We start from the raw sequence: 15,422 nt of genomic DNA, 5'->3' as shown, positions 1-15,422 counted from the left end.
CGGTCTTTTTTGGTGATACGGCTAGTGGTTTTTACAACTCATTTACAGATCGCAAACGTTTGCATGGCGCTTGATCGGCGAATTCAGGCAAGACGTCTGCGTGAGGGCCCAAATGGGCCCCCAGACTGTATGGCTATCGGTTATGGGGTAAGGCTGACGCCCGAGAACACGTTGCGACCGAAGGGGCTGACTTTGAACCCTTCGACTTTGGCACTCAGCGGCTGGTTGACCGTCGAGTGGGCAACAGGGGTGATCGGCACTTGCTGCTTGAGCAACTGCTGGGCCTGTTTGTAGAGCACGGTGCGCTGGTCGCGGTCGGTGACGACCTTGGCCTGCTTGATCAGCTTGTCGTAGTCCTGGTCACACCACATGGAGTAGTTGTTGCCACCAATGGCATCACAGCTGTACAGCGTGCCCAGCCAGTTGTCCGGGTCCCCGTTGTCACCGGTCCAACCGATCAGGCTGATGTCGTGCTCACCGTTCTTGGTGCGCTTGATGTACTCGCCCCATTCGTAGCTGACGATCTTCACTTTCAGGCCGATCTTCGCCCAGTCGGCCTGGAGCATCTCGGCCATCAGCTTGGCGTTAGGGTTGTACGGACGTTGCACGGGCATGGCCCAGAGGGTGATTTCGGTGCCTTCCTTGACCCCGGCGGCCTTGAGCAACTCCTTGGCTTTTTCCGGGTTGTAGGGCACGTCCTTGATGGTGTCGTCGTAGGACCACTGCGTCGGTGGCATGGCGTTGACCGCCAGTTGCCCCGCGCCCTGGTACACGGCATTGAGAATGCCTTGCTTGTTCACCGCCATGTCCAGCGCCTGGCGTACTTCGACCTGGTCGAACGGCTTGTGGCGGGTGTTATAGGCGATGTAGCCCAGGTTGAAGCCGGGCTTCTCGATCAGTTGCAGCTTGGGGTCGTTCTTCAAGGCCGGCACGTCGGCGGGACGCGGATGCAGGGTGATCTGGCACTCGTTGGCCTTGAGTTTCTGCACCCGTACCGAGGCATCGGTGTTGATGGAGAAGATCAGGTTGTTCAGCTTGACCCGCTCCGGCGCCCAGTACTGTTTGTTGGCGACATAGCGGATGTTGGAGTCTTTCTGGTAGCTCTTGAACTCGAACGGCCCGGTGCCGATCGGCTTCTGGTTGATGTCGCTGGGCTTGCCGGTATTGAGCAACTGATCGGCGTATTCGGCCGACAGGATCGCGGCGAAACTCATGGCGATGTTCTGGATGAACGCGGCGTCCACGCTGTTGAGGGTCATGACCACGGTCAACGGCCCCGTCGCTTCCACCTTGGCGATGTTCTTGTTCAGGCTCATGCCGTTGAAATAGGGGAACTCAGTGGGGTAGGCCTTGCGGAACGGATGCTGCGGATCAAGCATGCGGTTGAAGGTGAACAGCACGTCGTCGGCGTTGAAATCCCGGGTCGGCTTGAAGTAGTCGGTGGTGTGAAATTTCACCCCTTCGCGCAGGTGGAAGGTGTACTTCAAGCCGTCTTCGGAAATGTCCCAACTGGTGGCCAGGCCCGGGACGACGTTGGTCGCGCCTTTTTCGAACTCGGCCAGGCGGTTGTACAGCGGTTCGGCGGCATCGTTGTCGGTGGCCGTGGTGTATTGCGCGGTGTCGAAACCGGCGGGGCTGCCTTCGGAACAGAACACCAGGCTGCCGCCGGCGGCTTGGGCTGCGGATGTGGCGGCCAGCAGGCCGGTGCCCAGCAATGCGGATAAAACCAAGGTATGGCGCATGACGCTCCCTCTCTCGTTCGGGGTGTTTTAACAGTGAACCGGTGTTCTTCCGGGGACAGGTCCGGAGCACTGAGCTCATTCCATTGCGTAGCGATGCCGCAGGGCTGGCAAGTCGTCCAAGTGCCGACGGTATGAGCCGTAGGCCGGGCGGTAAATGCGTAATGCCTGAAAGACTTGTGGGAAAAGGCGATACGTCCCAAACCAACTGCTGTGGTACGCAGTGCTTTTGGATGTAGGCGTTTTCCTTGGTCTTGGCTTAAAGCAACGGCATGCCGTGGGAGCGAGCCCTGCTCGCGATGGCGTTGTTGGTACACCGCCATCGCGCTCAAAAGAGGGGCTGCTACGCAGCCCAGCGGGAGCAAGCTCCCTCGCCACAGGTCACCTTATTTGCTGACGCTGACGCCGTAGAAGGAGTTCAAGCCAAATGGGCTGATCTTGAAGTCCTGCACGTTGGCGCGCATGGGTTGATACACCGTCGAGTGAGCGATAGGTGTCATTGGCACGGCATCCTTGAGGACGTGTTGTGCCTGTTTGTACAGTTCGGTGCGTTTGGACTGGTCGGTGGTGCGCTTGGCTTCCTTGACCAGGCCATCGAATTTCTTGTCGCACCATTTGGAGAAGTTGTTGCCGGCCAGCGAATCGCAGCCGAACAGCACGTTGAGCCAGTTGTCCGGGTCACCGTTGTCACCGCTCCAGCCGATGATCATCGCCTGGTTCTCGCCGCCTTTGGAACGCTTGATGTACTCGCCCCATTCGTAGCTGACGATGTTGACGTTCAGGCCGATTTTCTTCCAGTCGGACTGCAGCATCTCGGCCATCAGCTTGGCGTTCGGGTTATACGGACGCTGGACCGGCATCGCCCACAGGGTGATGTTGGTGCCTTCCTTGACGCCGGCTTCCTTGAGCAGCTCCTTGGCTTTCTCAGGGTCGTACTTGGCGTCCTTGATGGTGGTGTCGTAGGACCATTGGGTCGGCGGCATGGCGTTGACGGCCAGTTGGCCGGCGCCCTGGTAGACCGAGTCGATGATCTGCGGCTTGTTGACCGCCATGTCCAGCGCCTGTCGGACCTTCAGGTCGGCCAGCACGTTCGGCTCGTTGCTGCCCTTGATCTTGTCCATCACGTTATAAGCGATGTAGCCCAGGTTGAAACCCGCCTGGTCAGGCATCTTCAGTGCCTTGTCTTCCTTCAGGGCCTTGAGGTCGGCCGGGCGTGGGAAGAGGGTGATCTGGCATTCGTTTTTCTTGAGCTTTTGCATGCGCACCGACGGGTCGGTGGTGATGGCGAAGATCAGGTTGTCGATCTTCACGTCGTCAGGCTTCCAGTAGTCCTTGTTCCCGGTGTAGCGGATGTTGGAGTCTTTCTGGTAGCTCTTGAACACGAACGGGCCGGTGCCGACCGGCTTCTGGTTGATGTCGGAGGCCTTGCCTTCCTTGAGCAACTGGGCGGCGTATTCGGCGGACTGGATCGAGGCGAAGCTCATGGCCATGTTCTGGATGAACGCAGCGTCGACATCCTTGAGGGTGAACTTGACGGTGTGGTCGTCGACTTTATCGATCTTGGTGATGTTGGTGTCCATCCCCATGTCGGTGAAGTACGGGAATTCGGTCGGGTAGGCCTTACGGAACGGGTCGTCCTTGTTGATCATCCGATTGAAGGTGAACAACACATCGTCGGCGTTGAATTCGCGGGTCGGCTTGAAGTACGGGGTGGTGTGGAACTTGACGCCTTCACGCAGGTGGAAGGTATAAGTCAGGCCGTCTTCGGAAATATCCCATTTGGTCGCCAGGCCAGGAATCACGGCGGTGCCGCCACGCTCGAACTGGGTCAGGCGGTTGAACATGGTCTCTGCAGAGGCGTCGAAGTCGGTTCCGGTGGTGTACTGACCAGGGTCAAAACCGGCCGGGCTTCCTTCGGAGCAGAACACCAGGTTAGTCGCGGCTTGGGCGAAAGGTGCGCTGGCTAATAAGCTTGCGCCGACTAAAAACGGAATGACCGCTTGTTTAAGCATGTTGGCCTCATGATTTGTTGTCATTTTTGGATTTGAGGGCGACCTCGTGAGTCGTCCTGCGGATACTTATGCAGGCCCCATACCCAATGCAAGATCCAGAGCGGTCACAAGTCCGAAACAGTGGCACGAACGTACCTTAATGTCGCATCTGTGTAACTTTCGGCGCATTTGATCGTTTGCGCGTGTTTTTTCGGGGCAAATAGCGCCCTTTCCCGGTGCGCTATGTGGTTGTAACGCACCGGAAATGGGCGGGTGTTACTTCTTCAAACCCACGCCGTAGAAGGGTGTGAGGCCGAATGGGCTGAGTTTGAAGTCCACCACTTGTCTGTTTATCGGCTGAAATACCGTGGAGTTGGCGATCGGGGTGATCGGCACCTGTTGCTTGAGGATTTTCTGTGCTTGTTGGTACAAATCGATCCGTTTCTGTCGGTCTGTCGAGACTTTGGCCTGCTGGATCAAGCGGTCATACGCCGGGTCGCACCACTTGGCGTAGTTGCTGCCCTTGACCGCCGCGCAGCTGTACAGCACCCCCAGCCAGTTGTCGGGGTCGCCGTTGTCACCGGTCCAGCCGTAAATCATTGCATCATGCTCGCCATTTTTTGCACGCTTGATGTACTCGCCCCATTCATAACTGACGATGTTGGCCTTGATCCCGATCTTGGCCCAATCCTGCTGGATCATCTGCGCAGACATTCGCGCATTGGGGTTGGAGGCGCGCTGCACCGTCATCGCCCATAAATTGATGGTTGTACCGGGCGCAACCCCGGCCTCCTTCAGTAGCGCCTTGGCCTTGGTCACGTCGTGGGGCGCGTCCTGGATGCTCGGGTCGAACGACCACTGGGCCGGTGGCAGGGCGTTCTGCGCCAGTTGCCCGGCGCTCTGGTACACAGCCTTGATGATCGCCGGCTTGTCGATGGCCATGTCCAGCGCTTGGCGGACCTTGAGCTGGTCCAGGGGCGGGTGGGTGACGTTGTAGGCGAGGAAGCCCAGGTTGAAACCGGGCTGCTTGAGCACTTGCAGGTTCGGATCCTGTTCGATCACTTCGATGTCGGCCGGGCGTGGGTAGCCACTGACCTGGCATTCGCCGCGCTTGAGCTTTTGCAGGCGCACGGCGGCGTCCGGGGTGATGGAGAAAATCAGGTTGTCGAGCTTCACGTCCTCGGGTTTCCAGTACGCGGTGTTGGCGGCGTAGCGGATCTGCGAGTCCTTCTGGTAGCGCTTGAACACGAACGGCCCGGTGCCGACGGGTTTCTGGTTGAGGTCGCCGGCCTGGCCTTCCTTCAACAACTGCGCCGCGTATTCGGCGGACTGCACGGAGGCGAAACTCATCGCCAGGTTTTGCACGAAGGCGGCATCGACGTTGTTCAGGTTGAAACGCACGGTGTGCTCGTCGACTTTCTCGACGCTCTTGATCGTGGTGTTAAGGCCCATGTCGGTGAAGTACGGCGATTCGGTGGGGTAGGCCTGGCGGAACGGGTGTTGTGGGTCGAGCAGGCGCTGGAAGGTGAACAGCACGTCGTCGGCGTTGAAGTCGCGGGAGGGGGTGAAGTAGTCGGTGGTGTGGAATTTCACGCCGTCGCGCAGGTGGAAGGTGTAGGCCAGGCCGTCGGGCGACACGTCCCAGCTCGTGGCTAATCCAGGTTCGACCTCGGTGCCGCCGCGTTTGAATTGGGTGAGGCGGTTGAAGACGGTTTCGGCCGAGGCGTCGAAGTCGGTGCCGCTGGTGTATTGGCTGGGGTCGAATCCGGCGGGGCTGGCTTCGGAGCAGTAGACCAGGGTGGTGGCGGCCTGGGCCATTGGGGCGCTGCTGATCAGGGCTAGGGTGAGTAGAAGTGGTTTGAAGGTGGTTCTGTCCATGAAATCCCTTGGGGGTGGCGACGGTTTTCAGGAGAGTAGCGTTGTGGGTGGGGGTGTTGGAAATATCGAAAAGTGAGGGGGACTGTTGGGTTTGGGCATAGTGCTTTGGACGAGGCGGCCTTATAGCCGGCCTGTTTCTTCCGGGTGTACACCTGTCAGGTGTGTGGGAGCAAAGCTTGCTTGCGATGGCGGCCTGACAGCCGGCCAGAATGTTGTTGGCTGAGTACATATCCATTGCTGCGGTAACGGCGGCTTAGGGTTCCGCCCTTACGGCGGGTCACTTTTGAAGAGCCCGGAAGCCGGCCCAGTCAAAAGTAACCAAAACGCTTCTGCCCCACCACTCGGCACCTCGCCTAGGCTCGGCATGCCCTCACTCCGGCATTGCTCCGTGGGCCCGCCGCGAAGGGCCATCCATGGCCCAGCGCGGCTATCCCGGCATCCATGCCGGGATGCCCACTCCACAATGCCTGCGTTCGGCCATCGTGGTTAACGGGGCGCCCGAGATCAACGTCCGTCACGAGGCGGCCTGATAGCCGACCTGGTTCTTGGTGGGATCGCGTTTCCCCTGTGGGAGCGGGCTTGCTCGCGAAGGCGGCCTAACAGCCGACCTGTTTCTCCGGCCATACCCTGATCCATTTGTGGGAGCGGGCTTGCTCGCGAAGGCGGCCTGATAGCCGACCTGTTTCTCCGGCCATACCCTGATCCATTTGTGGGAGCGGGCTTGCTCGCGAAGGCGGCCTGATAGCCGACCTGTTTCTCCGGCCATACCCTGATCCATTTGTGGGAGCGGGCTTGCTCGCGAAGGCGGCCTGATAGCCGACCTGTTTCTCCGGCCATACCCTGATCCATTTGTGGGAGCGGGCTTGCTCGCGAAGGCGGCCTGATAGCCGACCTGTTTCTCCGGCCATACCCTGATCCATTTGTGGGAGCGAGCTTGCTCGCGATGGCGGCCTGAGGGCCAACCTCGAATTGCTGGCCGACCACAAAATCGTGGCGAGGGAGCTTGCTCCCGCTGGGGCGCGAAGCGGCCCTAAAAACAGCGACTCCATTCATCTGACATACCGAGGTGTCAGGTTTGGGGCTGCTGCGCAGCCCAGCGGGAGCAAGCTCCCTCGCCACGGGTTTTGCAGCGGCCTGAGAAGTGTGATCAGTCATTCATTTGTGTCGGAAGGATCACCGGCCCCGAAACGAAACATCCCACAGCTTTTTAGGGTTGTCCCTCGGAAGTGGGCTCTCTAACCTTTGAACGTCGCTGCCTAATCAGCGACCGGGTGTGGAAACCTGAACCTTTAGCAGTGGCATGGCTGAACATCGTGTTGCCGACGTCTGGTTTCGTCTGCAAACTGCGTCTTGGCGGCTGTGCGTGGGCAGACTTCGGTCTGGCCGGGTCCTGCTTACCGGTATTTCCACCCCACGTACCGCTGCCACCTATTGTCGCGTGGAAACGACACAGGGATGGCTCCAACTTTAAGCAGGAGAATTGAATATGGATAAGTCAGTCCCCGATCCACCCTTCAACAAAACCAACCCTCTTTCCGGCTTCGATTCCATCGAAGACCTACTCAAAGACCGCGCCGCCGCCGAGCGCGCCCTCAATCACTACCTCAACCCAAAGCCTTCAGAGCCAAGCACCGATCAGCGCATCGACAGCCTGTTTTCCGTCACCGCCAAAGCCGACGCCGACACGCTATTGATCAGCACCTCCGAAACCTTGGCCTCAATCAAAGCCATGGCCGAGGACCTGGCCTTTGAAGTGGAGGGTACGCGGCGCAGTGTGGCGCTGGGGATTCATCAGTTGGTGGAGTTGTGCCAGTTGCTGGTGGACAAGGCGCTGGATCAGCTTGAGGCACCGGCCAGCCCTGTACCGTGATCCCCCGTGGCGAGGGAGCTTGCTCCCGCTGGGGCGCGAAGCGGCCCCAACAGCAGCGACTGCATCCATCTGATACACCGAGATGTCAGGTTCGGGTCTGCTGCGCAACCCAGCGCGAGCAAGCTCCCTCGCCACGGGAGTGTTGTCGCTCGGCTTCGGTGGTTGAGTCAGTGAAACTGGCTGAACCACCGCCGATCATTACTGCATCAACACCTCAACCACCCCATCCGCCGTCATCGTCACCTGGCTGGTGCCAGGTACGACTTCCGGTGTGACCGACTCAGCATCCATCGACGCCGCTTTCATCATCATCTGCGGGCGCATGTACGGTTGTGGATAACCGTTGGTGTTGAAGTTCAGGTTGACGATTTTGTAGCCCTTGCCGCCCAAGGCTTCGGTGGCGAGTTGGGCGCGGGCCTTGAAGGCGTTGACGGCGTCTTTGAGCAGGGCGTCTTCGCTGCTCTGGCGGGTGGCGGTGGCGATGGCGAAGTCCATGCCGCCCATCTTCAGGTCGCCCAGCAGTTCGCCGGTGAGTTTGGACAGGGCGGCGAAGTCGGCGCTTTCCAGGCGCAGTTCGGCGCGTTCGCGCCAGCCGGTGATTTTCTGGCCTTTGTTGTCGTAGATCGGGTAGCTGCTGCGGCTGCCCTGGCGCAGGGTGATGTCCTTGACCTCTTTGGCCTGGCCGATGGCTTTGTTCAGCGTAGTGCTGACGGTCGCGGCGAGTTTGGCCGGGTCGGTGTTTTGCTCCTCCGTGTAGAGGGTGACGATCATCAGGTCACGGGCCACGTCCTTGTTGACTTCGGCGCGCAGGGAAATCTGGTTGTAGTGAAGCTCGTCGGCGGCCAGGGCCGGCAGGCTGGCGACGGTGCCGAGGCTGAGGGCGAGCAGGGCGGCGGGGCGACTGAACGTGTGCATGAAAGCTCCTTGGGATGAGGCGCAGGGGTAGGTTCCAGGCCTGCGTGAAGGATAAGACTCTAGCTTTTATGGGCGGGTTCGCACAGTTACAACTTCTATACAGATTGCGGGTGAGAGGCTTTTTGTGGCGAGGGGATTTAGCGAAACGTCGCCCCGCCCCGCTGTGGGAGCAAAGCTTGCTCGCGAAACAGGCACCTCCATCTATGAAAGATCGCAGCGCCTTCATCGCGGGCAAGCCTTGCTCCCACAGTATCCCCTCGCCACAAGGTCATGCAGCGAGGCTGGAAGCTGTGGCGCTTTGCCGCATATCTGCCGCTGCAACCCGCGCCTTGGTTATACTCCGTGCGATTCGCCTGGAGCGCTCATCAGGAGAGCTCATGCTCGCCCCTTTGCAAATGACTTCCGCCTCTCGCCAGAACCTCTGGCGCCTGACATTCATCCGTATCCTGGTCCTCGCGGCCCAGGCCGGTTCCGTGGGGCTTGCCTATTGGTTCGACCTGCTGCCACTGCCCTGGCTGCAACTGGCGATCACCCTGGTCTGTTCCAGCGTGCTCTGCGCGCTGACGGCGATTCGCCTGCGTGCCTCGTGGCCGGTGACCGAGCTGGAATATGCGGTGCAGCTGGCCGGGGACTTGTTTATCCACAGCGCGCTGCTGTATTTCTCCGGCGGTTCCACCAACCCCTTCGTCTCCTATTACCTGGTGCCGCTGACCATCGCCGCCGTGACTTTGCCGTGGCGGTATTCGCTGATCCTGTCCGGCATCGCCCTGGCGCTGTACACCTTGCTGCTGGCGCGCTTCTACCCACTGGAAACCTTCCCCATCGCTCGGGAAAACCTGCAGATCTATGGGATGTGGCTGAGCTTCGCCCTGGCCGCGGCGGTCATCACGTTTTTTGCCGCGCGCATGGCCGAGGAGCTGCGCCGCCAGGAAGAGCTGCGGGCGATCCGTCGTGAAGAAGGCCTGCGGGACGAGCAATTGCTGGCCGTGGCGACCCAGGCCGCTGGCGCCGCCCATGAACTGGGCACACCGCTGGCGACCATGAGCGTGCTGCTCAAGGAAATGCGCCAGGACCATCACGACCCGGCGCTGCAGGACGATCTCAGCGTGCTCCAGGACCAGGTCAAGCTCTGCAAGGAAACCCTGCAATACCTGGTGCGCGCCGCCGAGGCCAATCGCCGGCTGGACATCGACATGCAGGCGGTCACCTTTTGGCTCGACGATGCCCTGAACCGCTGGCACCTGATGCGCCCGGAAGCCAGTTATCGCTTCCAGTGCCTGGGCAAGGGTGTGGTGCCGCGCATGGCGCCGCCGCCGGACCTGACCCAGGCCCTGTTGAACCTGCTGAACAATGCCGCCGATGCCTGTCCCGACAACTTGGAAGTGGCGTTGGACTGGAACGCCTATGAACTGACCATCTGCATTCGCGACCACGGCGCCGGTGTGCCCCTGGCGATTGCCGAGCAGATCGGCAAGCCGTTCTATACCACCAAAGGCAAAGGTTTCGGCCTGGGCCTGTTCTTGAGCAAAGCCAGCGTGACACGCGCCGGCGGCTCGGTGAAACTCTACCCCCATGAGGAAGGCGGCACGCTCACCGAGCTGCGCCTGCCCCATGCCGACCGAGGAGACGAAACATGAGTGACGAGATCCAAGTCGACGGCGAAGAACTGCCGCACCTGTTGCTGGTGGATGACGACGCCACCTTCACCCGCGTCATGGCCCGGGCCATGTCCCGCCGCGGCTTTCGCGTGAGTACCGCAGGCTCCGCCGAGGAAGGCCTGACCATCGCCCAGGCCGACCTGCCGGACTATGCCGCCCTGGACCTGAAAATGGACGGCGATTCGGGCCTGGTGCTGTTGCCCAAGTTGCTGGAGCTGGACCCGGAGATGCGCGTGGTGATCCTCACCGGTTATTCGAGCATCGCCACCGCGGTCGAGGCCATCAAGCGCGGTGCCTGCAATTACCTGTGCAAACCGGCGGATGCCGATGACGTACTGGCGGCGCTGTTGTCCGAGCACGCCGACCTCGACACCCTGGTGCCGGAAAACCCCATGTCGGTGGATCGCTTGCAATGGGAACACATCCAGCGGGTGCTGACCGAGCACGAAGGCAATATCTCCGCCACCGCCCGCGCCCTGGGCATGCACCGGCGGACCTTGCAGCGCAAATTGCAGAAACGTCCCGTGCGTCGCTGAACCTGCGCTGAACGAATGCTGTCCACCCTCGCGACACATCGGGCCGTTGTTCTATGATCGGCCCGAGTCTTTTCTTTATTTGAGCCTTAACCATGAATCAGAACGCTGAATATTCCGCGGTCAATGACGCGGTGCGCGGGCAGTTTTTCCGCCGTGTCTGGCAAATGACCACGCCGTACTGGCGCAGTGAGGAGAAGGGCAAGGCCTGGACGTTGTTGATCGCTGTCATCGCGTTGTCGCTGTTCAGCGTGGCAATTTCGGTGTGGATCAACAGTTGGTACAAGGATTTCTACAACGCCCTGCAAGAGAAGGACAGCGCGGCGTTCTGGCAGTTGATCCTGTATTTCTGCGGCATCGCCGCGGTGGCGATTCTCGGCGCCGTCTATCGCTTGTACCTCACCCAGATGCTCACCATTCGTTGGCGGGCCTGGCTCACCGAGCAGCACTTCGCCCGCTGGCTGGGCAACAAGAATTACTACCGACTGGAGCAGGGCGGCTACACCGATAACCCGGACCAGCGGATTTCCGAAGACCTCAACAGTTTCACCACCAACACCCTGGGCCTGGGGCTGGGATTGCTGCGCACCGTCGTCAGCCTGGTGTCGTTCTCGATCATTTTGTGGGGCGTGTCCGGCAGCATCGAGGTGTTCGGCTACACCATCCCCGGCTACATGTTCTGGTGCGCCCTGGTGTATGCGGCGGTGGGCAGTTGGTTGACGCATCTGATCGGCCGACGCCTGATCGGGCTGAACAACAACCAGCAACGCTTCGAAGCCGACCTGCGTTTCTCCATGGTGCGGGTGCGTGAAAACGCCGAGAGCATTGCGCTGTACAACGGCGAACCGAACGAGAACCGCCGCCTGAGCGGGCGTTTTGGTCTGGTCTGGCATAACTTCTGGGACATCATGCGGGTGTCCAAGCGCCTGACGTTCTTCACCTCCGGCTACGGCCAGATCGCGATCATCTTCCCGTTCATCGTCGCCGCGCCGCGCTACTTCGCCGGCAAGATCCAGCTGGGCGAGCTCATGCAGATCAACTCGGCCTTCGGCAATGTGCAGGAAAATTTCAGTTGGTTCATCAGTGCCTATGCCGACCTCGCCGCTTGGCGCGCCACCTGTGATCGTCTGCTGAGCTTCCGCCAGGCCATGAGCGACAACGAAGACCGCGTGCCGGCCATCGATGTGCAGAACCAGGGCAGCGCGTTGGCGGTTCATAACCTCGGGTTGGATCTGGCCGACGGTCGTCATCTGCTCGACAACGCCGATATGAGCGTGGCGCCGGGCGAGCGGGTCATGCTCAGCGGTCGTTCCGGCAGTGGTAAATCCACTCTGTTTCGCGCGATGGGGCATTTGTGGCCTGCGGGGCACGGGACGATCCGGCTTCCGGCGGCGCGTTACCTGTTCCTGCCGCAGAAGCCCTATCTGCCCATTGGCAGCCTGCGGGAGGTGTTGAGTTATCCACAGGCTGGCGACGTGTACCCCAACGAACGTTATGCACAGGTGCTGGAAACCTGCCGCCTGCCGCACCTGATTGCGCGGCTGGATGAAAGCAACCACTGGCAGCGCATGCTCTCGCCTGGCGAGCAACAACGCCTGGCCTTTGCCCGTGCATTGCTTTATGCACCGCAATGGTTGTACATGGACGAAGCTACGTCGGCGATGGACGAAGAAGACGAGGCGACGCTGTACCAGGCGCTGATCGACCAGTTGCCGGGCTTGAGCATCGTCAGCGTCGGCCACCGAAGCAGTTTGAAACGGTTCCATCCGCGACATGTACGTATCGAAAATGGCCAACTGGTGGAGCGCACCGTAACCGCCTGACCACCCCAAAACCTGTGGGAGCGGGCTTGCTCGCGATAGCGATGTATCAGTTGATGTCGCTGTGGCTGACCCGCCGCCATCGCGAGCAAGCTCGCTCCCACACGGGTTTGGGTTGATCATGATATCTAGGTGCACAACCGATCCAATGTGGGAGCGAGCTTGCTCGCGATGAAGGCGACTCGGTTTAACCGCCAGCCCCGGATATCAGTGCCCCACGGTGATCGTACAACCACGTTGCGCTATGATGTTGTCATTCAGCCGCTTGCCGAGACACAGACACAATGGAAAACCCGATCGACGTACCCCGCCTTCCCCGCAAGCGCCGCAGCCTGGCGCAGGAGCTGGTGACGGTGCTGACCGAGCAGATTCGCGACGGCCTGCTCAAGCGCGGTGATAAATTGCCCACCGAGTCGGCGATCATGGAAGCCCATGGCGTCAGCCGCACCGTGGTGCGTGAGGCGATTTCCCGCTTGCAGGCCGCCGGCCAGGTGGAAACCCGCCATGGCATCGGCACCTTCGTGCTGGACACGCCTAGCCCGAGCGGTTTCCGCATCGACCCGGCCACGGTGGTCACCTTGCGCGACGTGCTGGCGATCCTGGAGTTGCGCATCAGCCTGGAAGTGGAATCCGCCGGGCTGGCGGCGCAGCGCCGCAGCGACGAGCAACTGGCGACGATGCGCGCCGCCCTCGACGCCTTGAAGGAAAGCGCCGCCCACGCCAGTGACGCGGTAGCCTCGGACTTCGCCTTCCACCTGGAAATCGCCCTGTCCACCGGCAATCGCTACTTCACCGACATCATGACCCACCTGGGCACCAGCATCATCCCGCGCACCCGGCTGAACTCGGCGCGCCTGGCCCACGACGACCACCAGCACTACATGGATCGCCTGAGCCGCGAGCACGAGGAAATCTACGAAGCCATCGCCCGCCAAGACTCCGACGCGGCCCGGGCGGCCATGCGTTTGCACCTGACCAACAGCCGCGAAAGGCTGCGCCAGGCCCATGAAGAGGCACAGGCGCAGGGCTGAGACGCGCGGACACGTCGGACGCATCCTGTGGCGAGGGGATTTATCCCCGTTGGGTTGCGCAGCAACCCCGGAACTGACGCGTCTGTGTGTCTGATCGGATTGAGTCGCCGCCTTTGGGGTTGCTGCGCAACCCAGCGGGGATAAATCCCCTCGCCACAGGGGAGCGGTGTCCGGCTTTAGATCCGTATGCCCGTCTGACGAATCGTAGGCGCGTAGTCCTACGCCTTGATCCGCAACATCTGCGGCTCGGATGTATCGGGATCCCTGCTCTCGTAACTAACCTCGTAACGAAGCTCAACCAATTTGTCGATGTAATCTGTCAAGTATTTGTCGATGTAATTTTTCAAGTCGGCATTGGTTAGAGGCATTGTCACATCCTTGAGTGGCGTACCTTCCTCGCCCTCGCTCAGAGGCGTAAACACGCCTACGGGAGTTGGACGCGTCGAGCCCTCGCCCAGAGTTAGGCGGGCGTTCGAGTACGCTTCGAAAGCTGCATCCGGAATCTCCACTGTTAACGTCTCTGTATTTGACAAACTGATCGCGACTTCCTCAGAGGGTTGAAAACCCTTTAGCGTCGGTTTCACATACGTCTTCGCCATGATGTCACTCCCAGTGAGACAGCCCTGCTCGTTGCGCGCGGGCGACTCACTTAAAAGATTGTGAAAGGGACTACGGCCGTGCCCAGCACGGCCATACGTGGGTTATGCCCCCTCGCCGTAACGGCGCCTACTGGCAGAGTTGACAGTGGCGACGAGCGGTCCTGGGCGCTTTTCCGGCAAGTTTCATCCGTCTTCCCATCGCGCCCAAAGCCCCGATTTACAAGGCTTCACGCCAAACACCTCAACCCAACACCCGACAAAAGACGAAATGCAGTTGACGTTCATATTTTAAGTTGTACGATGACCTACAACTTCTCAGCGAAGCTAACCGTTTCCTACAACACATCATTTGCGTCCAGGGTGTTCGAATAATGAATCCACAAGAACTGAAGTCCATCCTCTCGTCTGGCCTGCTGTCGTTCCCGGTCACCGATTTCACTGCCCAAGGCGATTTCAATCGCGACAGCTACATCAAGCGCCTCGAGTGGCTGGCCCCGTATGGCGCCTCTGCATTGTTCGCAGCGGGCGGCACCGGTGAATTCTTCTCCCTGGCCGCCAGCGAGTATTCGCAGGTCATCAAGACCGCCGTCGATACCTGCGCCACCAGCGTGCCAATCCTTGCCGGTGTCGGCGGTGCCACCCGCCAAGCCATCGAATACGCTCAAGAAGCCGAGCGCCTGGGCGCCAAGGGCTTGTTGCTGTTGCCGCATTACCTGACCGAAGCCAGCCAGGACGGCGTTGCCGCCCACGTTGAAGCCGTGTGCAAATCGGTGAAGATCGGCGTGGTGGTGTACAACCGCAACGTCTGCCGCCTGAACGCCACCCAGCTGGAACAACTGGCCGAGCGCTGCCCGAACCTGATCGGCTACAAGGATGGCTTGGGCGATATCGAACTGATGGTGTCGATCCGTCGTCGCCTCGGCGATCGTTTCAGCTACCTGGGCGGCCTGCCGACCGCTGAAGTCTACGCCGCGGCCTACAAGGCCCTGGGCGTGCCGGTCTACTCCTCGGCGGTGTTCAACTTCATCCCGAAAACCGCGATGGACTTCTACCACGCCATTGCCCGTGACGATCACGAGACTGTCGGCAAGATCATCGACGACTTCTTCCTGCCTTACCTGGACATCCGCAACCGCAAGGCCGGTTACGCGGTGAGCATCGTCAAGGCTGGCGCGAAGATCGTTGGCTATGACGCAGGCCCTGTGCGCACGCCGCTGACCGACCTGCTGCCAGAAGAATACGAAGCCCTGGCCGCGCTGATCGACAAGCAAGGCAAGCAGTAACAGACCGATGAAGCCGCTGAGTAATCAGCGGCTTTTTGCGTAAGGCTTGTTCATTCCCACGCTCCACGTGGGAATGCCACCAGGGACGCTTTGCGTCCCTAGACA

At 60.4% G+C, this 15,422-nt stretch carries 11 protein-coding genes; 6 read left to right on the top strand and 5 right to left on the bottom strand.

Annotation, left to right across the window (positions count from 1 at the left end; all coding sequences use genetic code 11):
- Positions 1–140 precede the first annotated feature (140 nt).
- The 3 genes from AB4N80_RS00805 to AB4N80_RS00795 form a co-directional block, all read right to left on the bottom strand.
- Positions 141–1,742: an ABC transporter substrate-binding protein gene (locus AB4N80_RS00805; RefSeq protein WP_122569172.1), complete on the bottom strand. Its 1,602-nt coding sequence runs from the start codon at positions 1,740–1,742 to the stop codon at positions 141–143.
- Positions 1,743–2,125: 383 nt separating this feature from the next.
- On the bottom strand, positions 2,126–3,751 hold the full coding sequence (locus AB4N80_RS00800) for an ABC transporter substrate-binding protein (RefSeq protein ID WP_122569173.1): 1,626 nt from the start codon (positions 3,749–3,751) through the stop codon (positions 2,126–2,128).
- A gap of 255 nt (positions 3,752–4,006) precedes the next feature.
- Positions 4,007–5,608 carry an ABC transporter substrate-binding protein gene (locus AB4N80_RS00795; protein ID WP_305469721.1) on the bottom strand — a complete coding sequence of 534 codons (1,602 nt, stop codon included), beginning with the start codon at positions 5,606–5,608 and terminating at the stop codon, positions 4,007–4,009.
- 1,486 nt (positions 5,609–7,094) lie between these two features.
- Here AB4N80_RS00795 and AB4N80_RS00790 point away from each other — a divergent pair.
- On the top strand, positions 7,095–7,478 hold the full coding sequence (locus AB4N80_RS00790; RefSeq protein WP_460080243.1) for a DUF6124 family protein: 384 nt from the start codon (positions 7,095–7,097) through the stop codon (positions 7,476–7,478).
- Between the two features lie 198 nt (positions 7,479–7,676).
- On the opposite strand, the gene AB4N80_RS00785 is transcribed toward AB4N80_RS00790, so the two are convergent.
- Positions 7,677–8,393 (bottom strand): SIMPL domain-containing protein, encoded by a 717-nt coding sequence (locus AB4N80_RS00785; protein ID WP_122568898.1) that lies wholly within the window; start codon positions 8,391–8,393, stop codon positions 7,677–7,679.
- A gap of 377 nt (positions 8,394–8,770) precedes the next feature.
- Between AB4N80_RS00785 and AB4N80_RS00780 the strand changes: the two genes are divergently transcribed.
- The 4 genes from AB4N80_RS00780 (at position 8,771) to AB4N80_RS00765 (ending at position 13,435) form a co-directional block, all read left to right on the top strand.
- Positions 8,771–10,030, top strand: a complete 1,260-nt coding sequence (locus AB4N80_RS00780; protein WP_092171480.1) for an ATP-binding protein — start codon at positions 8,771–8,773, stop codon at positions 10,028–10,030.
- On the top strand, positions 10,027–10,587 hold the full coding sequence (locus AB4N80_RS00775) for a response regulator transcription factor (RefSeq protein WP_003177957.1): 561 nt from the start codon (positions 10,027–10,029) through the stop codon (positions 10,585–10,587). The genes AB4N80_RS00780 and AB4N80_RS00775 overlap by 4 nt, the downstream gene beginning before the upstream one ends.
- A 92-nt stretch (positions 10,588–10,679) precedes the next feature.
- Entirely contained in the window at positions 10,680–12,407 is a 1,728-nt protein-coding gene (locus AB4N80_RS00770; RefSeq protein WP_122568897.1) for an ABC transporter ATP-binding protein/permease, read from the top strand.
- 281 nt (positions 12,408–12,688) lie between these two features.
- Positions 12,689–13,435, top strand: coding sequence for a FadR/GntR family transcriptional regulator (locus AB4N80_RS00765; protein WP_072410832.1), 747 nt, complete (start codon positions 12,689–12,691; stop codon positions 13,433–13,435).
- Between the two features lie 218 nt (positions 13,436–13,653).
- Here AB4N80_RS00765 and AB4N80_RS00760 read toward each other — a convergent pair whose 3' ends face one another.
- Positions 13,654–14,034, bottom strand: coding sequence for a hypothetical protein (locus AB4N80_RS00760; RefSeq protein ID WP_122568896.1), 381 nt, complete (start codon positions 14,032–14,034; stop codon positions 13,654–13,656).
- Between the two features lie 371 nt (positions 14,035–14,405).
- Here AB4N80_RS00760 and kdgD point away from each other — a divergent pair, with 371 nt between their 5' ends.
- The gene (gene kdgD, locus AB4N80_RS00755) at positions 14,406–15,317 is read left to right on the top strand and encodes a 5-dehydro-4-deoxyglucarate dehydratase (protein ID WP_014336610.1); all 912 of its coding nucleotides are present in this window, start codon (positions 14,406–14,408) and stop codon (positions 15,315–15,317) included.
- Positions 15,318–15,422: the final 105 nt, after the last annotated feature.

Source organism: Pseudomonas sp. H3_A02 (assembly GCF_054671965.1).
The sequence above is the reverse complement of the archived record's forward strand: the minus strand, read 5'-3'. Positions and strand labels throughout refer to the sequence as shown.